The organism is Tsukamurella sp. M9C, from assembly GCF_020169415.1.
Taxonomy (GTDB): Bacteria; Actinomycetota; Actinomycetes; order Mycobacteriales; family Mycobacteriaceae; genus Tsukamurella.
The window spans coordinates 64,686-88,944 of the sequence record NZ_JAIULG010000006.1 but is presented as its reverse complement, the minus strand read 5'-3'; the positions used below and the strand labels follow the sequence as shown (position 1 = coordinate 88,944).

At 71.5% G+C, this 24,259-nt stretch carries 21 protein-coding genes; 8 read left to right on the top strand and 13 right to left on the bottom strand.

The window, feature by feature from the left end:
* Window positions 1–43 precede the first annotated feature (43 nt).
* The 3 genes from LB823_RS05520 to LB823_RS05510 form a co-directional block, all read right to left on the bottom strand.
* A complete protein-coding gene (locus tag LB823_RS05520) occupies window positions 44–985 on the bottom strand; it encodes an alpha/beta fold hydrolase (RefSeq protein WP_224645761.1) in 942 nt (313 codons plus the stop codon).
* Window positions 982–1,917, bottom strand: coding sequence for a proteasome assembly chaperone family protein (locus tag LB823_RS05515; RefSeq protein ID WP_224645760.1), 936 nt, complete (start codon window positions 1,915–1,917; stop codon window positions 982–984). Before LB823_RS05515 ends, LB823_RS05520 begins: the two co-directional genes overlap by 4 nt.
* Window positions 1,918–2,027: 110 nt before the next feature.
* Window positions 2,028–2,453 (bottom strand): MarR family winged helix-turn-helix transcriptional regulator, encoded by a 426-nt coding sequence (locus LB823_RS05510; protein WP_224645759.1) that lies wholly within the window; start codon window positions 2,451–2,453, stop codon window positions 2,028–2,030.
* Window positions 2,454–2,513: 60 nt separating this feature from the next.
* Between LB823_RS05510 and LB823_RS05505 the strand changes: the two genes are divergently transcribed.
* Window positions 2,514–3,314, top strand: coding sequence for an alpha/beta fold hydrolase (locus LB823_RS05505; RefSeq protein WP_224645758.1), 801 nt, complete (start codon window positions 2,514–2,516; stop codon window positions 3,312–3,314).
* A gap of 10 nt (window positions 3,315–3,324) precedes the next feature.
* Here LB823_RS05505 and LB823_RS05500 read toward each other — a convergent pair whose 3' ends face one another.
* Complete coding sequence (locus LB823_RS05500; RefSeq protein WP_374201276.1) at window positions 3,325–5,277, bottom strand: APC family permease; 1,953 nt, start codon at window positions 5,275–5,277, stop codon at window positions 3,325–3,327.
* A gap of 161 nt (window positions 5,278–5,438) precedes the next feature.
* Here LB823_RS05500 and LB823_RS05495 point away from each other — a divergent pair, with 161 nt between their 5' ends.
* The gene (locus LB823_RS05495; RefSeq protein ID WP_224645757.1) at window positions 5,439–6,494 is read left to right on the top strand and encodes a DUF4192 domain-containing protein; all 1,056 of its coding nucleotides are present in this window, start codon (window positions 5,439–5,441) and stop codon (window positions 6,492–6,494) included.
* A gap of 34 nt (window positions 6,495–6,528) precedes the next feature.
* Here LB823_RS05495 and galE read toward each other — a convergent pair whose 3' ends face one another.
* Complete coding sequence (gene galE / locus LB823_RS05490) at window positions 6,529–7,515, bottom strand: UDP-glucose 4-epimerase GalE (protein WP_224645756.1); 987 nt, start codon at window positions 7,513–7,515, stop codon at window positions 6,529–6,531.
* Window positions 7,516–7,518: 3 nt separating this feature from the next.
* Window positions 7,519–8,202, bottom strand: a complete 684-nt coding sequence (locus LB823_RS05485; RefSeq protein ID WP_224645755.1) for a metal-dependent transcriptional regulator — start codon at window positions 8,200–8,202, stop codon at window positions 7,519–7,521.
* A 116-nt stretch (window positions 8,203–8,318) separates the two neighbouring features.
* On the opposite strand from LB823_RS05485, the gene LB823_RS05480 reads away from it, so the two are divergent.
* Together LB823_RS05480 and LB823_RS05475 are read left to right on the top strand one after the other, a co-directional pair.
* The gene (locus LB823_RS05480) at window positions 8,319–9,548 is read left to right on the top strand and encodes an acetoin utilization protein AcuC (protein ID WP_224645754.1); all 1,230 of its coding nucleotides are present in this window, start codon (window positions 8,319–8,321) and stop codon (window positions 9,546–9,548) included.
* Window positions 9,541–12,252: a bifunctional GNAT family N-acetyltransferase/acetate--CoA ligase family protein gene (locus LB823_RS05475; RefSeq protein ID WP_224645753.1), complete on the top strand. Its 2,712-nt coding sequence runs from the start codon at window positions 9,541–9,543 to the stop codon at window positions 12,250–12,252. The genes LB823_RS05480 and LB823_RS05475 overlap by 8 nt, the downstream gene beginning before the upstream one ends.
* Before the next feature lie 34 nt (window positions 12,253–12,286).
* Here LB823_RS05475 and LB823_RS05470 read toward each other — a convergent pair whose 3' ends face one another.
* The 3 genes from LB823_RS05470 to LB823_RS05460 all read right to left on the bottom strand — a co-directional run bounded on the left by LB823_RS05470 (window position 12,287) and on the right by LB823_RS05460 (window position 15,215).
* Complete coding sequence (locus tag LB823_RS05470; protein ID WP_224645752.1) at window positions 12,287–13,288, bottom strand: sigma-70 family RNA polymerase sigma factor; 1,002 nt, start codon at window positions 13,286–13,288, stop codon at window positions 12,287–12,289.
* 112 nt (window positions 13,289–13,400) lie between these two features.
* Window positions 13,401–14,879, bottom strand: coding sequence for a methyltransferase (locus tag LB823_RS05465; RefSeq protein ID WP_224645751.1), 1,479 nt, complete (start codon window positions 14,877–14,879; stop codon window positions 13,401–13,403).
* Window positions 14,880–15,215, bottom strand: a complete 336-nt coding sequence (locus tag LB823_RS05460; RefSeq protein WP_224645750.1) for a DUF3099 domain-containing protein — start codon at window positions 15,213–15,215, stop codon at window positions 14,880–14,882.
* A 38-nt stretch (window positions 15,216–15,253) separates the two neighbouring features.
* Here LB823_RS05460 and LB823_RS05455 point away from each other — a divergent pair, with 38 nt between their 5' ends.
* Window positions 15,254–15,490 (top strand): DUF3039 domain-containing protein, encoded by a 237-nt coding sequence (locus LB823_RS05455; RefSeq protein ID WP_068525069.1) that lies wholly within the window; start codon window positions 15,254–15,256, stop codon window positions 15,488–15,490.
* Between the two features lie 4 nt (window positions 15,491–15,494).
* On the opposite strand, the gene LB823_RS05450 is transcribed toward LB823_RS05455, so the two are convergent.
* Window positions 15,495–16,796 carry a YihY/virulence factor BrkB family protein gene (locus LB823_RS05450; RefSeq protein ID WP_224645749.1) on the bottom strand — a complete coding sequence of 434 codons (1,302 nt, stop codon included), beginning with the start codon at window positions 16,794–16,796 and terminating at the stop codon, window positions 15,495–15,497.
* A gap of 151 nt (window positions 16,797–16,947) precedes the next feature.
* Here LB823_RS05450 and LB823_RS05445 point away from each other — a divergent pair, with 151 nt between their 5' ends.
* Complete coding sequence (locus LB823_RS05445) at window positions 16,948–18,639, top strand: DEAD/DEAH box helicase (protein WP_224645748.1); 1,692 nt, start codon at window positions 16,948–16,950, stop codon at window positions 18,637–18,639.
* 94 nt (window positions 18,640–18,733) lie between these two features.
* On the opposite strand, the gene LB823_RS05440 is transcribed toward LB823_RS05445, so the two are convergent.
* On the bottom strand, window positions 18,734–18,949 hold the full coding sequence (locus LB823_RS05440) for a hypothetical protein (protein WP_224645747.1): 216 nt from the start codon (window positions 18,947–18,949) through the stop codon (window positions 18,734–18,736).
* Between the two features lie 168 nt (window positions 18,950–19,117).
* Between LB823_RS05440 and LB823_RS05435 the strand changes: the two genes are divergently transcribed.
* On the top strand, window positions 19,118–19,993 hold the full coding sequence (locus LB823_RS05435; protein ID WP_224645746.1) for a DMT family transporter: 876 nt from the start codon (window positions 19,118–19,120) through the stop codon (window positions 19,991–19,993).
* A 43-nt stretch (window positions 19,994–20,036) separates the two neighbouring features.
* Window positions 20,037–22,256: a M13 family metallopeptidase gene (locus tag LB823_RS05430; protein ID WP_224645745.1), complete on the top strand. Its 2,220-nt coding sequence runs from the start codon at window positions 20,037–20,039 to the stop codon at window positions 22,254–22,256.
* Here LB823_RS05430 and LB823_RS05425 read toward each other — a convergent pair.
* Window positions 22,243–23,055, bottom strand: a complete 813-nt coding sequence (locus tag LB823_RS05425) for a rhomboid-like protein (RefSeq protein WP_224645744.1) — start codon at window positions 23,053–23,055, stop codon at window positions 22,243–22,245. The two genes, LB823_RS05430 and LB823_RS05425, sit on opposite strands and share 14 nt — an antisense overlap.
* Before the next feature lie 34 nt (window positions 23,056–23,089).
* Window positions 23,090–24,247 (bottom strand): acyl-CoA dehydrogenase family protein, encoded by a 1,158-nt coding sequence (locus tag LB823_RS05420; RefSeq protein WP_224645743.1) that lies wholly within the window; start codon window positions 24,245–24,247, stop codon window positions 23,090–23,092.
* Between the last annotated feature and the right edge of the window lie 12 nt (window positions 24,248–24,259).

The window sequence follows — 24,259 nt, the reverse complement described above, 5'->3', positions numbered from 1 at the left end:
CGTCAGTGTGGGCGGGCCGGATTACGGGCGGCGCCCCGTCCGGTTACGCGGGCGTTTCGGCGCCTGTGTCCAGGTCGGCGTCGAGATCCGCGTCGCGCCGCAGGGCGTCCTGCAGGTCGGCCGTCGTCAGCCGCGCGGGATCGGTGTCGTCGATGAACCCGGTCAGCACCGCGAGGAAGCGCTCCGGGTCGCTCCGGAACGGGAAGTGGCCCGCACCGTCGAACACCTCAAGGCGGGACGACGGGAGCGAGGCGTGCAACAGGTGCGCGTGCTCGACGGGGATGATCGGGTCGTCCGAGCCCCACACCACGAGCACGGGCACGGACTCGGCGACGTACGTGCGGTCGAGCATCGTCACCACCTGGCCGAACGGGTCGACCACGGCGCGCAGGGTGCGGGCGAAGGCGCGCGGCGTCCCCGCGTGCGGCAGGCCCGCGAGTACGCGGGCGCACTCGGCGTTGTCGACGAACAGCTTGAGCGGCACCCGGCCCAGCAGACCCAGCGCGGCGCTCGCGACGGGCAGCACGCCCGGAAGGGCGAGCGAGCGGATCGCGACCTCCGACATCGGGAGGGAGACCGCCTTGAGCACGGGGGAGACGGAGCGGGTGACGCCGCCGGTGTTGACGAAGACGAGCCGCTCGACCATCTGCGGGTACTGGTAGGTGAACTGGCCGGCGATGCCGCCGCCCAGCGAGTGTCCGACCAGCGTCGCGCGTTCGATGCCGAGGTAGAGCAGCAGGTCGCGCATGGCGTTGGTGAACGCGGGCAGCGAGTAGTCGGCGCGCGGGCGGCCGGAGAGTCCGTGCCCGAGCAGGTCGGGCACGATCACCGTGTACCGCTCGGCGAGGCGCTCGAGGATCGGCTCGAACGTCGACGAGTTGTCGGCCATCCCGTGGATGAGCAGCAGAGCGGGTCCGCTGCCGCCGATCCGGTAGGCCCGGCGGTGGCCGTGGATCAGCGCGACGCGCTGACGCACCTGTGTCACGACGCGGTGCCGTTCTCGCCCTCGTCGCCGGCCTGCTCCGCGAGGAAGGCCTCGAATTCGCTGGCCAGATCGTCGCCGGTGGGGATGGCCTCGCCGTCGGCGATGAGCAGCTCGCGGGGCTGCTGCGCGGCCTCGTCGTACTGCTGCTCCAGCGCCTCGACCACCGAGGAGATCTCCGAGCTGGACGAGACCTGGGCGTCGATCTGCTCGCGCAGTTCGGCGGACTCGACCGCGAGATCGCCCTCGGGGAGCTGCAGGCCGACGGAGCTGCCCAGCGCGCCGAGCATGCCGAGGACGGCCTCGGGGTAGTCGTTCTGCGCGAGGTAGTGGGGCACGTGCACCGACAGGCCGAGCGTGTCGTAGCCCTTGTCAGCCATGCGCAGCTCCAGCATGCCCGCGGCGCTGCCGGGCAGGCGCATGGTGCCGCCGTCCCACGACCGCAGCTCGCTGCGCAGGTCCGGGTTGTTGCCGTGCGCGGTGACCGGCACGGGCCGGGTGTGCGGCACCGCCATCGGGATGGCGTGCAGGCCCACGACCGTGCGCACGCCGAACCGCTCGGCGAGGCCGGCGACCGCGCTGACGAAGCCGTTCCAGCGCAGGTCCGGCTCCGCGCCGGCGAGCAGCAGGAAGGGCTTGCCTGCGGAATCGCGCACCGCGTAGAGGTTGAGCTCGGGCTCGTCGACGCCGGTGAAGCCGTCCTCGAAGGTCATCGAGGGGCGGCGGGAACGGTAGTCGATCAGCTCGTCGACGTCGAAGGACGCGACGAGCTCGGTGGTGAGGTTGTCCTTGAGGTGCTGCCGCAGGAGCCGCAGCGCGTGTCCGGCGTCGGCGTAGCCGTCGAGCGCGTGCACCAGCACGGGGCCGTTGCCGTCGGTGTCCGAGACCGACGGGCCGGGGAACTCCAGCTCGTACATGTGGGACTGCTCGTCCATGGGCTACCTCCAACCGCAGTGCTCCCCGCGCGAGCGGGAGAGCTACCAGTTTTCCACGTGGGACAACCTCGCGCGCACTGTGTCGATTCCCGCGCGCCGCGTGTTTCCGCTCACGGCGTAACGGCGGACGCGAGGAAACGCCTCACGACCTCTGCTTCTGCGGGCGTGAGCGCGGCCGCCGCGACTCGGATCGGGCCGATCAGATCGCCGAAGAAGTCCTCGCCGAGGCGCCGCGCGCCCGGGGTGACGAGCAACCGGACCCGGCGGCGATCGTCGGGGTCGGGGCCGCGCTCGACCAGGCCGGCGGCCGTGAGGCGGTCGACGAGGGCGGTGCACGCCGCGGAGCTCAGCCGCAACGCCGCCGCGAGCGCACCGGGGGTGGCGGGCGCGTCCGCCCGCTCCAGGTCGAGCAACGCGATCAGTGCCCGTACGTCGGTGTCGCCGAGCGCGTGCCGCGCGCCGAAGGCAGCGATCTCGCGCTCCCACCGCAGCGCCGCCGCGCGCAGGGCGTGCACGAGGTGCTCGTTGTCGCTCACGCGGTGACGATATCAGGTATCTTGACGGTCAAATATCTCGATGATCGAGAGGAATGCTTCGTGGACCGGTTCGAAGACGCCTACGACGCCGTGGTCGAGCAGTGGGGCGTCCCCGTCCGGCGGCTCGTCGTCGACGGTGACCTCGCCCGCACGCGGGTGCTCGTCGCGGGTGACGACGACGCGCCGCCGCTGCTGTGCCTGCCGGGCGGCGGTGGTACCGCGGCGGTGTGGTTCGCGCAGGCCGAGGACCTCGCGCAGCGGTTCCGGGTGATCGCGCCCGACCTGCCGGGCGACGCTGGCGGGACCGAACGGCGTGCCTTCCACTCCCGCGCGGATTGGCCGGCGTGGGTCGGGGAGGTCCTCGACGGCGTCGGTGCGCCGTCCGCCGCGGTGCTCGCCCACTCCTACGGCGCGCAGATCGCGGTCGCTCATGCTCTCGCGCGTCCCGAGCGGGTGCGCACGATGACCCTGCTCGACCCGACCGATGTCTTCGCCCGCATGCGGCCGAGCGTCCTGATCCGGGCGCTACCGGCGCTCGTGGCCCCGTCGAGCACGCGGCAACGCGCTCTCGCACTCTGGGAGACACGAGGACACTGGCCGCCGACCGTCGAGTCGGGTCGCCTCGCCGCGGCGGTCGCGGATGGTCCCCGTCCGACGTACTGGCCGCCGCGCAGGCCGTCCGCGGCGGCGCTCGAAGCGCTGGAAGCCGTCCCGGGCGGCGTCACCGTCGTCGTCGCGCTGCGCAGTCGGTACCACGACGGCGCGGCCCTGGCGCGCACCGTCGAACAGCGGTACCCGTGGATGCGGGTCGAGACGCTGCCCGTTTCCCACCACGAGCTGCCCTTCGCCTACCGGCCGTGAGCGCGCGGCGTCAGGAGACGTGGACGGTGGGGCGGCGCTTGGAGTCGTGCTCGGCCTGGCGCAGCACCTCGTGGCACACGGCCGCGACCTCGCCCGAGCCCTCCACCAGGTACTTGCCCATGTTGAGCACGGGGTTCATCTCCGACCACTGGAAGTAGACCTCGGGCACCACGCCGGTCTCGTCGCGGATGTACAGCAGGACCGCGGCGATCGTGTTGGCGATGCTGCCCGAGCGCACCTTGAGCAGGCGGTAGCCGAACTTCTCGATGCCCCGGACCTCCAGGTCCTCCTCGAAGTCCGACGAGTCGCGCGGCCACACCTCGAGCAGGATCACCCGCGAGCGGCCGGGGATGTGCCCGAACTTGCGCTCCGCGCGGACCTTGTCCCGGTACTCCTTCTTGGTGTCCACGTCGGGCTCGTGCGAGACGATCCGGATCGCGTGCTGCGCGGCGGCGTCGTCGCGGATGAACTCGAGGGCCTTCTCGTCGAACGTGATCGACGAGGCGCGCAGCTCGAACGAGCGGCGCACGCGCGAGCCGATCGACACCACGGCGATGGCCAGGATGAACAGCGCGGCGATCCGCACGCCGTCGGGCCGCTCGATGATGTTGTCGATCGTGGTGTAGACGAAGACCGCGGAGATCAGGCCGAAGCCCCAGGTGGCCCCCGTCTGGCGCTTGCGGCGCGCAGAGATGGTCACGGCGATCGCGGCCGAGGTCATGAGCACGAGGACGCCGGTCGCGTAGGCGCCGCCCTGCGCGTTCACGTCCGCCTCGAAGATCAGCACGATCGCGAGGGCGATCACGGTGAGCACCACGACCAGCGGCCGCACGGCCGAGGCCCAGCGCGGGGCCATGCCGTAGCGCGGCAGGTACCGGGGCACCAGGTTGAGCATGCCGGCCATGGCGGACGCCCCGGCGAACCAGAGGATCGCGACCGTCGAGACGTCGTAGACGGTGCCGAAGCCGTTCCCGAGGTACTCGTGCGCGAGCCACGCCAGCGCGCGGCCGTTGGCGTCGCCGTTCGGGCCGAACTCCTCCGCGGGGATCAGCACGGTGGTCGCGAAGCTCGACGTGGCGAGCAGGACGCTCATGATCACGGCCGCCGTGGTCAGGAGCCGCCCGGTGTCCCGGATGCGCTTGGCGGGGTACTCGGGCGGATCGTTCGGGTCGCCCTTGATCTGCGGCATCACCGCGACGCCGGTCTCGAAACCGGAGAGGCCCAGCGCCAGCTTCGGGAAGACGATGAGCGCGACCGCGATCACCATGAGCGGATTCGAGTGCTCGGCCCACAACAGGTCCTGCCAGTCCAGCACCTTCTGCGGCCGCTCGGCGACGTGGAACAGCGAGACGCCGATGACGACCACGTTGAGCGACAGGTAGACCGTCACCAGGACGACGGCGGTGCCGATCGCCTCGCGGAAGCCCTTGAGGAAGATCACGCCCAGGGCCAGGACCAGCCCCAGGGTGATGGGGATGTTTGCGCCGTGGAGGAACGTGGGGACGAGCGGGTTCTCGACGATGTGCTCGGCGGCGTCGGACGACGACAGGGTGATGGTGATGATGAAGTCGGTGGCCGCGAATCCGAGCAGGACCAGCACGAACAGCTTGCCGCCCCACCAGGGGAGGAGCCGCTCGAACATCGCCAGCGAGCCGGAGCCGTTGAAGCTCTCCCGCGATACCCGCTTGTAGACCGGGAGAGCGCCGAACAGCGTGAGCGCGATCAGCACGAGGGTGGCGATGGGGGAGATGACGCCGGCCGCGATGAACGCGATCGCGGGCTGGTAGCCGAGGGTCGAGAAGTAGTCGACGCCGGTCAGGCACATGACCTTCCACCACGGCTGCGGGTGCTCCGCGTCCTTCGCGTGGGGTCCGACGTGGGTGCCGGCCCGCTCAGACATGCCGCTGAGGAACCAGTCGCGCGTGCGGTCCGAGAACCGCGGTAAGCCGATCACGCGGTTCACAGTAGCGCTCGCCGGTGCCGCACGTCGGGCGCCCGTCCGCGGGTGTCCGGTACGGGCGATCCTGTGGACAACGCCCAGCGTGGAGAACGTTTCGTAACCAAAGTGGGGATGGACGGGGCGCAGCGGCGATCGTCGTCCGTCGCCTCCACGAGCATTCGAGCATGACGAAACATCACGCGGACCCGGCCATGAAGATCGACTCCCTCGGCGACCTGGTCGCCGCCGTCCCGGCTCTCCTGGGCTTCTATCCGACCCGATCGGTGGTGCTGCTCGCGCACGACGAGGTGACCGGCCGGATCGGGGCCACCGCTCGGACCGACCTCGAGGTGACCGCGTCCGGCGGTCTTCGGAAGGACTGCCGGACCCACATCGCCGAGGCGGTGGGGTTGCTGCGGCGCCAGGGCGCGGACCGGCTGTTCTGCGTCGCGGTCGACGACCGCCCGCGCGAGCGGGTCACCCCGGCGCTGCTCCGGCTGCTCGAGGACGCCGCCCGGTCCCGGGACGCGGTCGATCCCGACCTCGAGATCATCGACCTGGTCCTGCTCGACCGGATGGAGGCCGGTGAGCGATGGGTGTGCCGGCACGGCGAGAGTGGCGCTCTCCCGGATCCGGCGTCGTCGCCCCTCATGGTCGCGGCCGTCGTGGAGGGGCGCACCATCCACCGGTCCCGCACGGAGCTGACGGACCAGCTCGCGGAGGAGGGCCCGGGGATCGGCGCGGACCGCTGCCGCGACGCCGCGGACTACGAGGCGGACGGCGATCCGTGCGAGCTGTTGGCCGCCGTCGTCGGGGCCGTCACCGCGCAGCGCTCAGCGGACCTCTCGGACGCCGACGTCGCGCTGCTCGGGGGAGCGCTGCTCGAGGTGAAGGTGCGCGATGCGGCGATGGCGTTGGCCCTCACCGTGATGGCGGACGAGGCCCGGCTGCTGTTCGCCGAGCTGGCGCGGCGCCTGCGGGGCACGCCGCGTGCGGCGGCGGCGACGCTGGTGGCCGCCGGGAGTTACCTGCGCGGGGACGGTCCGCTCACCGGCATCGCCCTCGACGCGGCGCTGACCGCCGACGGTCGCTACCGGGGCGCGCACCTCCTGGCGCACGCGCTGGCCGCGGGGATGCATCCGCGGGAGCTGTGCATCACCGCCGAGATCGGCGTGGACGTGGCCCGCCGCCTCGGCGTGGACCTCCCGCCCCGGGACCTCGGGTTCCCCCTCGCCGGGTGACGACCTGCGAGGGGGATCGGAGTGAGGTACGGGGTCAGGCGCGGCGGGCGGCGTGCGCGCGGTCGCCCAGCTCCTGGGTGTACGCCCAGGCGTCGGCGACGATGTCGCGCAGGTCCGTCTTCTCGGGCCGCCAGCCGAGCTCCTCGATCGCCCGGCGGGACGACGCGACCAGCACGGCGGGGTCGCCGGCGCGGCGCTCGGCAGCGGTCTCGGGGATCTCGCGCCCCGTCACCTCGCGGCACGTGTCGATCACCTGACGCACCGAGAAGCCCTCACCGGAGCCGAGATTGAAGATCTCGTGCGTGCGCGGACGCGCGTGGTCCAGGGCCAGCAGGTGCGCCTCGGCCAGGTCCTTGACGTGGACGTAGTCCCGGACCGCGGTGCCGTCGTCGGTGGGGTAGTCGGCGCCGAAGACCGCGATGTCGCCGCGCTGTCCGAGGGCCGTCTGCAACACGAGGGGGATCAGGTGCGTCTCGACCTCACGGTTCTCCCCGAAGCCCCCGTAGCTGCCCGCCACGTTGAAGTACCGCAGCGAGACCGCGGCCAGGCCGTAGGCGGTGGCGTACGAGGAGATCGCCGCGTCGATCGCGAGCTTGGTCGCGCCGTAGGTGTTGGTGGGCGCGGTGCGCGCGTCCTCCGTGATCGGGACGGACTCCGGCTCGCCGTAGGTCGCCGCGGTCGACGAGAAGACCAGGCGCGGGACGCCGGCCGCCAGCATCGCGTCGAGCAGCGTCAGCGTGGTGACGACGTTGCCCTGCCAGTAGTTGTGCGGATGCGACACCGACTCGCCCACCAGCGATTTCGCTGCGAAGTGCAGGACGCCGTCGAAGTCGCCGTCGGCGAGCAGCGGGCGAGCGGCCTGCGCCACGTCGCCCTCCACGAACGTCGCGCCCGCAGGCACCGCCTCGCGGTTGCCGGTGCTCAGGTCGTCGAGAACCGTCACCTCGTGACCGCGCTCGAGCAGCACCTGCGTGCACACGCTGCCCACGTAGCCGGCGCCGCCGGTCACCACCAGGCGCATCGGCTACACCGCCTCGACGAAGACGGCGTGGGCCATCTCGTCGGGGAGCTCGAAGTCCTCGTGCCCGGCGACCGAGATGACCACGGCGCCGCGCTGGACGGTGACCGACACGCGCGCGTCCGGGACGACGCCGGCCTCGCGGAACCGGCCGATCAGGTCGGTGTCCGCCTGGACGTGCTCGGCCAGCCGCTTGATGACCACCGCCGTCGGACCGCCCTGCGGCAGGTCGGTGAGGCGGGCGGGGCGCGCCGGCTCGCCGGTGATCGCCACCCCGAGCTCGCCGAGCCCCGGGATGGGGTTGCCGTACGGGGAGGTGGTGGGGTTGCCCAGCACCTCCAGCAGGCGCCGCTCCACGTCCTCGCTCATCACGTGCTCCCAGCGGCACGCCTCGGCGTGCACGTTCTCCCACTGCAGCCCGATCACGTCCACCAGGAGCCGCTCGGCCAGCCGGTGCTTGCGCATCACGGCGATGGCCAACTGGCGGCCCTTCTCGCTGAGCTCGAGGTGCCGGTCACCGGCGACCCGGACCAGCCCGTCGCGCTCCATGCGCTGCACCGTCTGCGAGACGGTGGGACCACTCTGCTCGAGACGCTCCGCGATCCGCGCCCGGAGGGGCACCACGCCCTCCTCCTCGAGCTCGTAGATGGTCCGCAGGTACATCTCGGTGGTGTCCACCAGATCGTTCACGTATCCAGCTCCTTCTCGTCACTGTCGAGCTTAACCGAGACGGGCTACCGTCCCCCGTACTTAAGGTTACCTAACTTCGAAGCGGCGCAGGTGTGCAACGACTAGGGTCGTGACACATGGCACGGTTCCCCGACTCCCAGGTGGTCTGGGACCCCTCGGTTCTCGACTACCGGTTCTCCCACTCCCATCCGATGGACCCGGTCCGGCTGCGCCTGACGATGGAGCTCTCGCGGATGCTCGGGGTCCTCGACGGGGTCGAGGTGGTGGCGCCGGCGGACTTCGACCCGCTGGAGCTCGGCCGCGCCCATACCGACGACTACCTGGCGGCGGTGCGCGTCGCGGGCTCGGGCCGCTCGCGGATCGATCTCACCGGATACGGCCTCGGCAACGACGACAACCCGATCTTCCTGCGCATGCACGAGGCGGCCGCGAGCCTGGTCGGCTCCACCCTCACCGGCGCGAAGGCGATCGCCGTCGGCCACACCACCCGCGCCGTCAACATCGCGGGCGGGATGCACCACGCCATGCGCTCGCACGCCTCGGGTTTCTGCGTTTACAACGACGCGGCCATCGCCATCTCCTGGCTGCTCGACAACGGCTTCGACCGGATCGCCTACATCGACGTCGACGCCCACCACGGCGACGGAGTGCAGGCCCAGTTCTGGAACGACCCGCGGGTGCTCACCGTCTCCCTGCACGAGGACCCCCAGCACCTGTGGCCCAACACCGGCTACCCGACGGAGCTCGGCGGCCCGGAGGCGCGTGGCACGGCCGTCAACATCCCGGTGCCCGCGTTCTGCCCCGACGGGCTGTGGCTGCGCGCCTTCCACGCCGTGGTCCCGTCGATCGTCCGCGAGTTCCGGCCCCAGCTCATCGTGAGCCAGTGCGGCTGCGACTCCCACGCGACGGACCCGCTGACCGACCTCTCGCTCACCGTCGACGGGCAGCGCGCCGCGATCCTGGCCATGCGCGACCTCGCCGACGAGGTGTGCGACGGCCGGTGGCTCGCCATCGGCGGCGGCGGGTATCAGCTCGTGCACGTGGTGCCCCGCGCCTGGACCCACCTGATCGGCGCCGTCGTCGGCGTCGACATCGACCCGGCCACACCGATTCCCGAGGAGTGGAAGGAGCTGGCCGCGAGCCTCCCCACCGACCAGGTCGGTGCCGTGAGCGGCCTGCCGGACACGATGGGCGAGGGCGGCGGCACCGCGTTCACCCCCTGGGAGCCCTCCTCCTACGACCCCACCGCCGCCCCGCTGGAGGCCGCCGCCGACCGCTTCATCGCCCGCGCCCGATCCGCGGTTTTTCCTCTCCACGGACTGGATCCGGAGGACCCTCGTGACTGACGACATCCCCCTGCACCCCTCGGGGCCCGCCACCGACCCGTTCCCGGCGCCGAGCCCGCAGGCACCGTCGGGACCGTACGAGTTCCCCGCCCACTGGGTCGCCGACGTGCTGGCCTCCGACGGCGGCGTCGTCCACCTGCGGCCCGTCGTGCCCGACGACGCCGACGACATGGTCGCCTTCCACGCCGGACTCTCCGAGCGCACCCGCTACCTCCGCTACTTCGGGCCCTACCCGGTCATGCCGCCCCGCGACGTCGCGCGGATGACCACCGTCGACCACGAGCAGCGCGTCTGCCTGCTGGCGATCCTCGGCGGCAAGATCATCGCCGTCGGCCTCTACGAGGGCCTCGCCGACTCCGGCAAGCCGACGTCGGCGGAGGTCGCCTTCGTCGTCGCCGACGAGCACCAGGGCCGCGGTCTCGGCCCGATCCTGCTCGAGCACCTCGCCGGCGCCGCCGCCGAGAACGGCTTCCACCGCTTCGAGGCGGAGGTTCTCGCCGAGAACCGGTACATGGTCAACGTCTTCAAGGCCGCCGGATACGAGCTGAGGCGCAGCTTCGACGGCAGCGTGGTGCACGTGGAGTTCGGCATCGACCCCACGGAGGCCCTGGTCGCCGTGCGCAACGCCCGCGAGCTCGCCTCGGAGGCGCGCAGCGTGAGCAACGCACTGCGGCCGGAGTCGATCGCCGTGATCGGTGCGTCGGCCACCCCGGGCAAGGTCGGCCACGCGGTGCTGCGCAACATCATCGCGGGCGACTTCGCCGGCCCGGTGTACCCGGTGCACCCGGAACGCCGTTCGGTCGCGGGCATCCGCGCCTACGAGTCGGTGCGCGACATCCCCGATCAGGTGGACCTCGCCGTGGTCGCCGTGCCCGCCGACAACATGGACCAGGTGCTCGACGACTGCCTCGCTAAGGAGGTCCGCACGCTCCTCGTCGTCTCGTCCGGCTTCTCCGACGCCGGTGGACGCGGCAAGGAGTCGGAGCGCCGGCTCCTCAAAGCCGTGCGCTCGCACGGGATGCGGCTGATCGGCCCCAACGCGCTCGGCGTCATCAACACCGACCGCGCGGTGCGGATCAACGCGACGCTCGCCCCCGTCGTCCCCGGGCGCGGCAACGTGGGCTTCTTCTGCCAGTCCGGCGCCCTCGGCATCGCCATCCTCGACACCGCCGCGAAACGTGGTGTGGGCCTGACGACCTTCGTCTCCGCCGGCAACCGCGCCGACGTCTCGGGCAACGACGTGCTCCAGTACTGGGACACCGACGACGCCACCGAAGTGGTGCTGCTCTACCTCGAGAGCTTCGGTAACCCGCGCAAGTTCGGCAGGATCGCCCAGCGGCTGTCCCGGCAGAAGCCGATCGTCGCCGTGCACCGCGGCGGGATCGACGCCGACCGCCGCCGACGCGGATCGGAGGCGCTGTTCGAGAACTCCGGTGTCGTCCAGGTCGATTCGATCCCGGAGCTGTTCGACTGCGCGACCTTCTTCAGCTACCAGCCGCTGCCCGTCGGCCCCCGCGTCGCCGTCATCGGCAACTCGACGGCCCTCGGGATCCTCGCGACGCACACCGGGATCCGCGCGGGGCTCGACGTCGCGCAGCCCGTGGATCTCGGCGCCGCAGCGACCCCCGAGGAGTTCGGCGCCGCGATCGACGCCGCGCTGGCCGACGACGCGGTGCACGCCATCATCGCCGTCTTCGTGCCGCCGGTGGAGGCGCCACCCGAGGCGCACGCCGCGGTCCTGCTCGAGGCCTCCCGCAAGCAGATCAAGCCGATCGTCTCGACCTTCCTCGCCTTCGACGGCGTCACCGAACTGCTCGCCGTCACCGACGAGGACGGCGTCCGGGTCCGGGGGTCGGTCCCGTCGTACCCCGAGCCCGAGCGTGCGGCCCGGGTCCTCGCCCACGGCTGGCGGTACGCGCAGTGGCGCGCCCGCCCCGTCTCCGACACCGCGCGGCCCGATCGCACCGACGTCGAGACCGCGAGGACTCGCGTCCGGGAGTGGCTGCCCAGCGCCGACTCCGACACCGGCGCCGTCACCCTGAGCTTCGATCAGAGCGCGGAGCTGCTGGGGCTCTACGGGATCGGCGTCGTGGCTTTCGACGTCGCGTCCACGCCGGAGGACGCGGCCGCGGCCGCGGACAGGCTGGGGTACCCCGTCGCGGTCAAAGCGATGGGGGAGCGCTGGCGCCTGCGCGCCGACCTCGCTGCGGTCCGCCTCGATCTCGCGAGCCCGCAGGCCGTGGCGGCCGCCTTCGCCGAGCTCGCGGAGGCGACGGGGGAGTCGACGCTGCACGTGCAGCGGATGGCGCCCAAGGGCATCGGCTGCGCCGTCGGCTACGAGAACGACCCGCGGATCGGTCCGCTGCTGTCCTTCGGCCTCAGCGGCGCCGTGCCGGAGCTGTTGGGGGACCGCGCCTACCGGCTGCTGCCGCTCACCAACGCCGCGGCCGCCGATCTGGTCACGGCCACACGTTCGGCCCCGCTGCTCGACGGCTTCGCCGGCGAATCAGGCGTGGACCGCGCGGCGCTCACCGACGTGGTGACCCGCATCGCGGCCCTCGCCTACGAGGTGCCCGAGATCGCCTCGATCGACTGCCAGCCGATCCTCGCCACGACCGACGGCGCCTCGGTGCTGTCCGTGGTGATCCGCATCGGCCACGCCAGCGACGTCCTCGCCCAACAAGCGGAACCGCGCCGGCTGTGACAGCCGACGCGGTTCCTTCGAGGGTGGTTCGGGGCTAGCTCGCGTACGCGCGCAGCCGGTCGGCCCGCTCGCCGTTGCGGAGCTTGCTCATGACCTCGCGCTCGATCTGGCGCACCCGCTCGCGGGAGAGCCCGAAGAGCTTGCCGATCTGGTCGAGCGTGCGCGGCTGGCCGTCGTCGAGGCCGTAGCGCAGGCGGATGACCTGCTGCTCCCGCTCGTCGAGGGTGGCGAGCACCGAGCGCACGTCGCTGTGCATGAGTCGCGAGATCACGGCGGACTCGGCCGACGCGGCCTCCGCGTCCTCGATGAAGTCGCCGAGAGGCGCCTCCTCGTCGGACCCGACGGGCATGTCGAGGCTCACCGGATCACGGGAGTGGTCCATGAGATCGGCGATCTTCTCCGCCGGGATGCCCGACTCCTCCGCGAGCTCCGCGTCCGTGGCCTCGCGGCCCAGCTGCTGGTGCAGCTCGCGCCGGATGCGGGCCAGCTTGTTCACCTGCTCCACGAGGTGGACGGGGAGGCGGATGGTGCGGGACTGGTCCGCCATGCCGCGGGTGATGGCCTGCCGGATCCACCAGGTGGCGTAGGTCGAGAACTTGAAGCCCTTGGCGTAGTCGAACTTCTCCATCGCGCGGATCAGGCCGAGGTTGCCCTCCTGGATCAGGTCCAGCAGCGGCATGCCGCGCCCGGTGTAGCGCTTGGCCAGCGACACCACGAGGCGCAGGTTGGCCTCCAGCAGGTGCTGGCGGGCCGCCTGGCCGTCGCGCACGATGAAGGCCAGGTCGCGCTTCTTCGAGGCGGCCATCCGCTTCTTGGTGGCCAGGAGGTGCTGTGCGTACAGCCCCGCCTCGATGCGCTTGGCCAGATCGACCTCGTCCTCAGCGGACAGCAGCGCGGTGCGGCCGATGCCGTTCAGGTACACCCGCACCAGATCCGCGGCGGGACTCTGTGCATCGAGATCGGCCTCGGTCAGCGGGGGCCGCACCCGATCAGCGGGGCGGGCTGCGGTGCTAGCAGTGTTGACGCGGTGTGCCATGTGGCTGCCTCCTGTTCGCCGGTACATCAGGTTCAACGGACGACGGGCGCACAGAGTTCCCGAGCCCGGATCCCCTGACCTGCGGAAACAGCGAGGCGTTCTGAGAAGTTGCTTAGAGGAAGGTTACGAATCCGTGCCGGTGCAGGTCGGCGAGCAACCGCCGGGCCGGATCGGCGAGGTCGTCCTCGCCCGTCGCCGCCTCGAGCAGGATGACGAGGTCCTCGGCGGGGAGTTCCCCGCGGCATCCGGCGAGCAGGCGGGCGCCGGCGTCGTCGAGCTCGTGCACCCAGCGCGGGCCCGACATCCGGGTCACGCGCACCGCCACCTCGTCCCAGCCCTCGTCGCCGGTCACCGATACGCGCTCGAGGGCGACGTCGTCGCCGAGTAGCGGCCGGGCGGCGTCCAGGTCGGCGTCGCGCAGCCACGCCATCCGCGCGAAGTGCGCGGGAACCTCGTCGCCGAGGGGATCGTCGAAGGGCTGGCTCAGCTCCTCGCAGACCACCTCCGACGGGCCGTCGATCGCCCGGAGGAGCACGAAACCGAACCCGATGCCGGTCACGCCGGCGTCGGCGAGGTGGGCGAGCCAGCGGTCGGACTTCGCGCGTCCCTCGCCGACACGCGGGTCGAGCCCCTCGTCGCGGAGCCAGGTGCCCACGTACAGCGCGGGATCGGCGACGTCGCGCTGCAGCACCCACGCCGCGATGCCGTCCGCGGGCAGCCAGGACGCGACCCGGGCCTGCCACGACTCGTCGTCGCCGTGCACCCACGAGGCGAGCAGCGCGGCGGTGCCGCCCGGCGCCAGATGATCCGGTGCGCCCCGCACGACCAACTCGGACGCGCCGTCGAGATCGAGGCCGGAGTCGCGGTAGGTGTGGTCGACGCGGCCCTCGCCCACGACGAAGGGCGGGTTCGCCAGCAGTAGGTCGAACCGGCGTCCCGCGACGGGCGCGAACCAGTCGCCGGTCAGTACCTCGACGTCCGCGCCGTTCAGCGCGGCGGACGCGGCGGCGAAGCCGGCGGCCCGCTCGCTCACGTCGGTGGCGGTGACCGAGCGTGCGAACCGGGTCGCGGCGCACGCGTGCACGCCGCAGCCGGTGCCGAGGTCGAGGACGGTGCCCACCGGCTCGCGCGGCGTGGCCCGCAGCAGCGACTGCGAGGCGTGGCCCACGCCGAGCACGTGCTCGCGGTGCTGCGCGTGCGGCCGCATGAGGCCGTCGAGGTCGGAGAGGAACCATTGCGGACCGTCGGGCAGGTCGAGTGGCCGCAGGCTCAGCGCGGCCCGCACCCGCGACGGGTCCTCCGGATCGGCCTCCAGCAGGCCGGCCGCCAGGGCGTCGTCGACGGTGACGGGCGCCAGGGCACCGTCGACCTGCGGGCGGGGGACCGGCGCGGCGGCGAGGAACAGGCGGATCAGCACGTCCAGGGGCGCGTCGCCGGGTGCCGCGGCTTCGACGGGGCCGGGCTCGCCGCGCGACAGGCAGCCGTAGGCGTCACCCAGGCGGTCGGCGACGGCGGATTCCGAGAAATCGGCGGCGGCCAGCGCGGGGCCGAGCCGACGGCACAGTGGTGCCAGGCCGGGGGAGAGCAGCACCTAGTCGCCGCGCGTCGAGACGGTCGTGATCGGGTGGCCCTGCAGGGCGAGGCGATCCAGCTTGCGGCGGGTGAAGCGGTCGGGCTCGCCCTTACGCTTCTTGGGCCGGTCGTTGGCGCGGATCACGGCGATCCACGGGATGGGGATGGAGCCGCCGAGCACGGCCAGCGCGATCATCCAGTTGCCGGTGGCGGAGTAGATCCACGCGGAGATGACGAGGGCGGGAATGCGGATCGCCATGATCATCAGGTAGCGGCGGACGCGCCGCCGGTGCTGCTCGTCGTACGAGTCCTCCGCGTCGGTGATGACGTAGGTGTTCTCACCTTGGTTTCCCACACTTCGATCGTCCCACTGCGGCTGGCAGAATGAAAGTCATGAGTACGAAGACCCTGGAGAAGCCGGACGTCGACGTCGACGCCGATACCGGCACCGACGACGACACCCCCAAGTTCTTCCATTACGTGCGGAAGAACAAGATCGCCGAGTCGGCCGTGATGGGCAACTACGTCGTCGCGCTCTGCGGCGAGACCTTCCCGGTCACCAAGTCCGCCAAGCCCGGCTCGCCGGTGTGCCCCGAGTGCAAGAAGATCTACGACCGCATGAAGAAGTAGCCGCTCACCGCGGCTCCACCTCGCGCGGCGGCCGGGCGGGCGGCACGCGCGGGGCCTCGGGCTCGACGGTGCGCCGCGCCGGGACGTCCGTCTCGACGGTGCGCCGCGGCGCCGCGGCACTCGGCGCGTCGGCGGGCGACCCGCCGGACACCGGCGTCTCGGTGTCGGTGGACGGCTCGTCGGTCTCCGCCCGCTGGCGCCGGCGGATCGGGTCGGTCGCGCGGCGCAGGCCCTCGGCGGCCGCCCTGCCGGGATCGGGGATCCCCGCCTCCTTGATCTGCTCGACGACCCAGTCCCGCAGCTGATCGGTGCGGATCTCGCGCGCGGGCCAGCGGTCCTGCAGCGCGGCGTTGAACTCCGCGCCGACCATGACCGCGAAGCCGAGGAAGAACGTGAACAGCAGGAAGGCGATCGGCGTCGCCAGCGCGCCGTAGGAGATGCCGCTCCCCGACGCGATGAACGACAGGTACACGCGCAGCCCCGTCGAGGCGACGAGGAAGATCAGCGCCGCGAGCGCCGCGCCCGGCACGTGCCGGTACCAGGGGAGCGGCCGCGGCAGCGCCTGCCGGTAGAGCAGCGCGAGGCCGCCGACCAGCATGAGCACGACGAAGGGCAGGTAACCGAAGTCGATCAGCTGGGCGACCGCGGGGTGCCAGGACGCGGGGATGTACTTGATGATGAAGCTGGGGCCCAGCGCCACGAGCGGCAGCGTGAACACCGCGATCACCAGGAACTCGAGGTAGAGCACCAGCGCGAACAGCCGCTGGTACACCGGATTGCGCACCGTGTGCTGATCGTGCGCCATGCTGATCGAGTCCACGTACGACGACAGCGCCGACGACCCGGCCCACAGCGCGAGGATGAAGCCCACCGAGACCACGTCGCCGCGGCCCTGCTGGAGCACCCCGTCGACCATCGGCCGGATGATCTCGTCCACCACGTTGGGCGTGAAGACCCGCAGGCCGAAGGAGATGAGCCGGTCGTGGATCACCCCGATGGTGTCGGGGCCGAACCAGTTCGCCACGTAACCGATGAGGCCCATCAGGGCGAGCAGCAGCGGCGCCAGCGACAGCGTGGTCCAGAAGGCCGCCTGCGCGCTGTGCCCGACGATCGAATCGTCCCAGGACTTCACGACGGTGCGCCACAGGACCTGCGGCATGCCCTTGACGACGCCCCACGCGCGCGTGGGGAACGAGGCGCGCCGGGGCCGATCCAGGTCCTGGGTGTGCGGACCCGGATCGCGCGGCTCGGCGTCCTGCGCCGGGCCCGGTTGCCGGCCTCCCGGCGTGCCGTGTGCGTCGTCCATCATGTTCAGTCTTCCGCACCGGGGCCGATCACGCCGTAACCGGGATCGCCGCGTGTTGCGAGTAGACTGCTTCCGGGTTCACGATCGACCCGCCCGCGCCGCGGACTCGCGCCGGACGGGCTTCTCTCGCGGTTTAGGGGTGCGTTTCTCGATGGCGGTTTCACTTCGTGTCTGGCAGCGCCGTGCGCTCACGAAGTACCTGACCTCGAAGCCTCAGGACTTCCTCGCCGTGGCGACCCCCGGCGCCGGAAAGACCACGTTCGCGCTGCGCGTCGCCGCCGAGCTGCTGGCCGACCGCACCGTCGAGCGGATCACCGTCGTCGCGCCGACCGAGCACCTCAAGTACCAGTGGGCCGAGGCGGCCTCGCGGAACGGCATCAACCTCGACCCGAACTTCACCAACTCGGGCGGCAGCACCTCGTCGGACTTCGACGGCGTGGTCATCACGTACGCCCAGGTGGGCATGCATCCGTACAAGCACCACGCGCGTACGTCGGCCTACAAGACGCTCGTCATCCTCGATGAGATCCATCACGCCGGCGACGCCAAGAGCTGGGGCGAAGGCGTGCGCGAGGCCTTCGCGCCGGCCACCCGTCGGCTCGCGCTCACCGGTACCCCGTTCCGCAGCGACGACAACCCCATCCCATTCGTCACGTATGAGCCGGAGTTCGGCGGCGGCCAGCGGTCCAAGGCCGATCACGTCTACGGCTACTCGGACGCCCTCGCGGACGGCGTCGTCCGCCCCGTCGTCTTCCTGGCCTACTCCGGGCAGGCGAGTTGGCGCACCAGCGCAGGCGAGGAGTTCACCGCCCGCCTGGGCGAGCCGCTGAGCAAGGAGCAGACGGCGCGCGCCTGGCGCACCGCGCTCGACCCGCACGGCGACTGGATCCCCGCTGTGCTGCACGCCGCGAACACGCGGCTCGAGCAGCTGCGTCGCGCGATGCCCGACGCGGGCGGCCTGGTGATCGCCACCGATCAGACGACGGCCCGGGACTACGCCGAGCTGCTCGAGGAGATCAGCGGCGAGAAGGTCACCGTCGTGCTGTCCGACGACCCGACGGCGTCGAAGCGGATCTCCGCCTTCTCCGAGGGCACGGACAAGTGGATGGTCGCCGTCCGCATGGTGTCCGAGGGCGTCGACGTCCCGCGCCTGGCCGTGGGCGTGTACGCGACGAGCGCCTCGACGCCGCTGTTCTTCGCCCAGGCCATCGGCCGTTTCGTGCGACTGCGCGTGCCGGGCGAGACCGCGAGCGTCTTCCTCCCGTCGGTCCCGGTCCTGCTGGATCTCGCCGCGAAGCTGGAGGAGCAGCGCGACCACGTGCTCGGCAAGCCGCACCGCGAGTCCGACGGACTCGAGGACGCGCTGCTCATCGACGCGAACAAGCAGAAGGACGAGCCCGGCGAGGAGGAGAAGGCGTTCGTCTCCCTGCACGCCGACGCCGAGCTGGACCAGCTGATCTACGACGGCTCCTCGTACGGCACCGCCACCTTCGCGGGCAGCGAGGAGGAGGCCGACTACCTGGGGCTACCGGGGCTGCTGGACGCCGAGCAGATGCGGGCGCTCCTCAAACAGCGGCAGAAGGATCAGGTGGACACCCGGTCGGCCGAGGTGGAGCGCCCCGCGGCGCCCGCGCAGGTGGAGGAGCGGGCGACCGCGGGCGCGCAGCTCTCCGCACTACGGCGCGAGCTGAATTCGCTGGTCGCGATGCATCACCACCGCACGGGCAAGCCGCACGGCGTGGTGCACAACGAACTGCGCAGCAGGCTGGGGGGACCCGTCACCGCGATGGCGTCGGCCGATCAGCTGCGCGAGCGGATCGCGGCGCTGCGCACCTGGAAGTGATCGGGTGCCGGTAGGGCACCGACCTGCAGAAACGGCGACGGCGCCGTGCACCCGGAAGTAGGGCGGGTGCACGGCGCCGTCGCGTCGGTGGTACTCAGACCGTGACGGGCTCGCCCGTGATGCTGGCGCCCTGCGCCTCCAGCTTCGCGCGGTGCTCGCTGAAGTGGTGGCCGCAGAAGAGCAGCTCGAAGCCCGACGGCAGTACGGCCCGGACCTGGGCGGCCGCCGAACAGCGATCGCAGCGGTCGGACGCCGTCAGGGGAGCGAAGGCATCGCCCGTAGGGGCCTCTGAAGTGACTGTGTTGGTCATGACTCCTCCGTTCCTCACGAACCGTTCTTACATCTCTATATACGTCCGAGGGTACCCATTTGTTCCACCACACCGGGGAGGTGGGCGGCATGTTCTCCCAGGGTGAACAACTTTCGGGCGGGGAAACGCGGATGCGGGGCCGGCGCACGGTCCCCTAGGGTGAGGCGCGTGACGCCGCTGATGATCCCCGCGATGTTCGTGATCGGGGCGATCAGCCAGTACGTCGGCGCCTCCCTGGGCGTCGGTCTGTTCGAACAGCTCTCGCCCGTCGCGGTGGCGTGGCTGCGCGGGGCGGGCGCCGGCCTCATCCTGTTGCTCGCCCTGCGGCCGCGGCGCGCCGACTGGACCCCGGCGCGGCTGCGCGCCGCCGCCCTGTTCGGCACGGTCACCGTCGCGATGAACATGGCCTTCTACGAGGCCATCGACCACATCGACCTGGGCACGGCCGTCGCGATCGAGTTCCTCGGTCCGATCGCGGTGGCGGTCGCCGGCTCGCGGCGCGCGGTGGATCTGGTCGCCGCGGCGGCGGCCCTCGTCGGCGTGGTGTGCGTCGCGGGCGTCAACCTCGACGGTGCCGGTCTCGGCTCCGGCGGCGCGATCGGCATCGCCTGCGCGCTGCTGGCGGCGGCCCTGTGGGCGGCGTACATCGTGCTGGGAAAGCGGGTCGCCGACGCGGGCGGCGGCATCGAGGGGCTCGGCGTCGGCCTGGCCGCCGGCGCGCTGGTCCTCGCCCTCCCGGGCCTCGGCCCCGACCTCGTGAGCCGCCCCGAGGCCTTCCTCAGCTGGGAGGTGTGGGTCCTCGGCCTGGGCCTCGGGCTGCTCAGCTCGGTCGTCCCGTACGCGCTGGACCAGGTGGTGCTCACCCGGGTCGGGCGGGAGCGGTTCGCGCTGCTGCTGGCGCTGCTCCCGGTGACCGCCACCGGCGTGGGCGCCGTGATGCTGGGCCAGCGGCCGGGATGGCTCGAGGCCGTCGGCATCGCACTCGTCGTGGTCGCCATCGCGCTGACCTCGCGGCGGACTCCGGCGCCCGACTCGGGTGGTTAGCGTGTCGCACCATCTCGGCGGCCGATCGGGTTAGATTCGGTTCATGCAGACCGGTGACCCCCATTCGTCCGCCCACTCGCCCCGCCCCGATCGCGACCCGTTCGGCGCACCGTCGGGCGGGCTCGACCGCCGGCGGTTCCTCGCCGGCTTCGGCGTGCTCGCGGGCACCGCGGTCCTCGCGGCCTGCGGCGTATCGGGGCCCGGCGGTGGATCGCCGTCCTCCTCCGCGAAGCCGGCGCGGCCGCTGACGGGGCCCGACCTGAGCGGCGCGGCGCCCGGCGTGCGCGTGCAGGACGACCTGTTCCGCCACGTCAACGGCGCCTGGGCCGACGGCTACCGGATCCCCGCGGACAAGGCCTCGTTCAACACCTTCACCGAGCTGTCGGATCGTGCGCTGGACCAGCTCAAGGCCATCATCGAGGGCATCAAGGATCCGCGAACCCGGAGCAATGAGGCGAAGATCCGCGACGTCTACGACTCCTTCATGGACACCGCCCGCGTCGACCGGGAGGGCGCGGACCCGATCAAGCCCGATCTCGACGCGATCGACACGGCGGCCGACAAGGCGGCCCTGCTCGACGTCATCGGCACTCACCAGAAGCAGGGCGTGAGCGGCCTGGTCGGTTTCTACGTCGACACGGATCAGAAGGACTCGTCGAAGTACGTGCTCAGCCTGCTGCAGTCGGGTATCGGCCTGCCGGACGAGGCCTACTACCGCGATCCGAAGTACGCCGAGGTGCGCGACGAGTACCGCGCGTACCTGGAGAAGACGGCCTCGCTCGCCGGCCTGGCCGACGCGCCGGGCGTCGCGGCCCGCGTGCTGGCCTTCGAATCGTCGGTGGCGAAGGGACATTGGGACCGCGTGCGCTCGCGCGACGCGACGGCGACCTACAACCCGTACCCGTGGGCCGAGCTCGCGAAGCTGGCGCCCGGCTACGACTGGGACCGCTGGCAGAAGGCCGTGGGCATCAAGGCCGACGACGCCAAGAACGTCGTGGTCTCGCAGCCGAGCTTCCTCACCGCCGCGGCGAAGCTGTGGGCGGACACCGACCTGAACACCCTCAAGGATCACGCGCGGATCCAGGTGGTGCGGGCCTACGCCGCGTATCTCTCCGAGCCCTTCGCCACGGCCAACTTCGAGTTCTACTCGAAGACCCTCAGCGGGGTCGAGCAGCAGCGCGATCGCTGGAAGCGCGGCGTGGCCGTGGTCGAGGGCGCCCTCGGGGAGGCGCTCGGGAAGCTGTACGTCGCGAAGCATTTCAAGGCCGACGCCAAGCAGCAGGCCGAGCAGCTCGTGAACAACCTCCGCAGCGCCTACCGCGCCAGCTTCGAGGACCTGGACTGGATGACCCCCGCCACCCGGCGGGCCGCCGCCGCCAAGCTGGAGAAGATCCGCACTAAGATCGGCTACCCCGACCAGTGGCGCGACTACGGCGACCTCAAGACCGACGGGAAGTCGATCGTCGCCAACGTGCGCGCCTCGGGCGAGTTCGAGAACGCCTACCAGCTGGCGAAACTCGCCAAGCCGGTGGACAAGGGCGAGTGGCTGATGACGCCGCAGACGGTGAACGCCTACTACAACCCCGGCATGAACGAGATCGTCTTCCCGGCGGCGATCCTGCAGTCGCCCTTCTTCTCGCCCGACGCGCAGGCCGCGGTCAACTACGGCGGAATCGGCGCCGTGATCGGCCACGAGATCGGCCACGCCTTCGACGACCAGGGCGCGAAGTACGACGGCGACGGCAACCTCAAGGACTGGTGGGAGCCGGCCGACCGGGCCGAGTTCGACAAGCGCACCAAGGCGCTCATCGCGCAGTACGACGCGCTGGTCCCCGCCGGGCTGCCGCCGACCAACAAGGTCAACGGCGGTCTCACGGTGGGGGAGAACCTCGCGGACCTCGGCGGCCTGTCCATCGCCATCGCCGCCTACCGGATCGCCGTCACCAACCGCGACGCCGGGACCGAGGGGGCCGTGCAGGCGAGCGGGGCACCGTCGGCCGGGCCGAGCGCGAGCGCCGTGCCGAGCGCGGGGGAGGGGGCCGACCCGGACCTCACGCCGCTGTTCCTGAGCTGGGGCCGGATCTGGCGGAACAAGGCGCGGGAGGCCTCCGCGATCCAGTCGTTGGCGACGGACCCGCACGCGCCGAACGAGTTCCGCGCGAATCAGGTGGTCAAGAACGTGAGCGCCTTCGTCGAGACCTTCGGCGTCAAGCCCGGCGACAAGGAGTGGCTGGAGCCGCGGGACCGCGTCACGGTGTGGTGACGGTCTCCCCGCCGGGCCCGCCGGGCCCGCCGGACTGGGCGGGGCTACCCGGTGCGGCGGGATGGAACCGCCAGGTCCAGTCCGCGGCGCGGCGGCGGACGGCGGGGATGCGGGTGACCGGCCACAGCAGGTAGCCCAGCAGCACGGCGCGCAGGTGGCCGAGCGTCGAGTACATGCCGAAGAAGGGCAGCGTGAGCCGCACCAGGACGGGCAGGGCGAGCATCGCGGCGAGCCGCCAGCGCCACGACGGTATGCGGTAGACGAGCAGTCCGAGCACGCACAGGCTGCCGTAGCTGACGCCGACGTCGATCATGCCGCGCAGGTCGAGGTCGTCGGTGATGATCCCGTGCGCCAGTAGGCGGTTCGCCGACAGCACCGAGATCAGCGATGCGGTCGCGCTGCCCGCGAAGTAGATCAGGGGCATCCCGATGTGCCCCAGCCAGCGCTCGGCCGGACCGAGGACGAGCACCGTCATCAGCGTCGCGAAGACGATGTCGACGGGCTCGATCCACAGCGCGGAGGTGATGAGCGCCTGCAGTGGGTGGGTGCCGAACCGGTCGAGATTGGTGCTGTGCACCTGCAGGACCTGGTCCGCCAGGCGGTCCGGCAGGCCGAGCAGCATCACGGCGTTGACCGTCACGACGAGCCACAGCACCGCCGCGACCGGGCTCGCCACGACCCACGCCCGCGCGTACCGGGCCCAGCGGAGCATCCACCCCGATCCGGGCCCGGCGCGCCGGACGTTCCCGACGGCCGCCCAGAGGAGCGCGACGGCGATCAGGCCGATCAGCAGGTCCATGTGCTCAGTACAGCACCGTCGCGCGGGGTGAGGGCTACAGGCCCATGTCCTTGGCGATGATGGTCTTCATGACCTCGGACGTGCCGCCGTAGATGCGGTTGACGCGGTTGTCGGCGTAGAGCCGGGCGATCGGGTACTCGTTGATGTAGCCGTAGCCGCCGTGCAGCTGCAGGCAGCGGTCGATCACGTCGGAGGCGGCCTCGGTGCAGAACAGCTTGAGCGAGGCGGCGTCGGCGGCGGTCAGCTGGCCCGCGTCGTGCAGCTCGAGACCGCGGTCGACGCTGGACTCCATGGCGTCGACCTTCGCCTTGCACGCGGCGAGCTCGAACTTGGTGTTCTGGAACGAGGCGACGGACTTGCCGAAGATGTTGCGGTCCTGCGTGTACGCCTGCGCGAAGCGCACGGCGGCGGAGGCCTGCGAGTAGGCGCCGACGGCGATCGACAGGCGCTCCTGCGGCAGGTTCTGGCCGAGGTAGGAGAAGCCCTTGTTCTCCTCGCCGAGCAGGTCCGCGACGGGGACCTTGACGTCGGTGAAGGAGAGCTCGGCGGTGTCGGAGGTGCGCAGGCCGATCTTGTCGAGCTTGCGGCCCACGGCGTAGCCCTCGAGCGTGGTGTCGACGACGAACAGCGAGATGCCGTGGCGGCGGTCCTCGGGGGTCGACGGCGCGGTGCGCGCGCAGACGATCACGCGGTCGGCGTTCACGCCGCCGGTGATGAAGGTCTTCGAGCCGTTGAGCACGTAGTGCGTGCCGTCCTCGGAGAGCTTGGCGGTGGTCTTCATGCCCGCGAGGTCGGACCCGGTGCCGGGCTCGGTCATCGCGATGGCGAACATCAGCTCGCCCGCCGCCATGCCGGGCAGCCAGCGCTGCTTCTGCTCGTCGGTGGCGAGGCCGGTCAGGTAGGGCAGGCACAGCGCGATGTGCACGCTCGAACCGCCGAAGGAGACGCCGGCGCGGCCGAGTTCCTCGCTGATCACGGCCTGGTACTTGAAGGACTCGATGCCCGCGCCGCCGTACTCCTCCGGCACCTCGATACCGAAGACGCCCAGCTCGCCGAGCTTGGGGTAGAAGTCCTTCGGCACGATGCCGTTGGCGTACCACTCGTCGTAGTGCGGCACGACCTCCGCCTCGATGAAGGCGCGGAGGGTCTCGCGGAAGGCTTCGTGATCGGCGGTGTAGACGGTGCGACGCATGGTGGGTCTCCT

Bases quoted from the DNA above. Each gene is read 5' to 3' on its own strand.
- galE (WP_224645756.1), bottom strand. From the start codon at position 7,515: ATGCGCCTGGTGGTGACCGGCGGCGCCGGCTACGTGGGCAGCGTGTGC.
- LB823_RS05440 (WP_224645747.1), bottom strand. From the start codon at position 18,949: ATGACCAACACAGTCACTTCAGAGGCCCCTACGGGCGATGCCTTCGCT.
- LB823_RS05455 (WP_068525069.1), top strand. From the start codon at position 15,254: ATGAGTACGAAGACCCTGGAGAAGCCGGACGTCGACGTCGACGCCGAT.
- LB823_RS05450 (WP_224645749.1), bottom strand. From the start codon at position 16,796: ATGGACGACGCACACGGCACGCCGGGAGGCCGGCAACCGGGCCCGGCG.
- LB823_RS05495 (WP_224645757.1), top strand. From the start codon at position 5,439: ATGACGAAACATCACGCGGACCCGGCCATGAAGATCGACTCCCTCGGC.
- LB823_RS05470 (WP_224645752.1), bottom strand. From the start codon at position 13,288: ATGGCACACCGCGTCAACACTGCTAGCACCGCAGCCCGCCCCGCTGAT.
- LB823_RS05425 (WP_224645744.1), bottom strand. From the start codon at position 23,055: ATGGACCTGCTGATCGGCCTGATCGCCGTCGCGCTCCTCTGGGCGGCC.
- LB823_RS05480 (WP_224645754.1), top strand. From the start codon at position 8,319: ATGGCACGGTTCCCCGACTCCCAGGTGGTCTGGGACCCCTCGGTTCTC.
- LB823_RS05515 (WP_224645760.1), bottom strand. From the start codon at position 1,917: ATGGACGAGCAGTCCCACATGTACGAGCTGGAGTTCCCCGGCCCGTCG.
- LB823_RS05420 (WP_224645743.1), bottom strand. From the start codon at position 24,247: ATGCGTCGCACCGTCTACACCGCCGATCACGAAGCCTTCCGCGAGACC.
- LB823_RS05445 (WP_224645748.1), top strand. From the start codon at position 16,948: ATGGCGGTTTCACTTCGTGTCTGGCAGCGCCGTGCGCTCACGAAGTAC.
- LB823_RS05430 (WP_224645745.1), top strand. From the start codon at position 20,037: ATGCAGACCGGTGACCCCCATTCGTCCGCCCACTCGCCCCGCCCCGAT.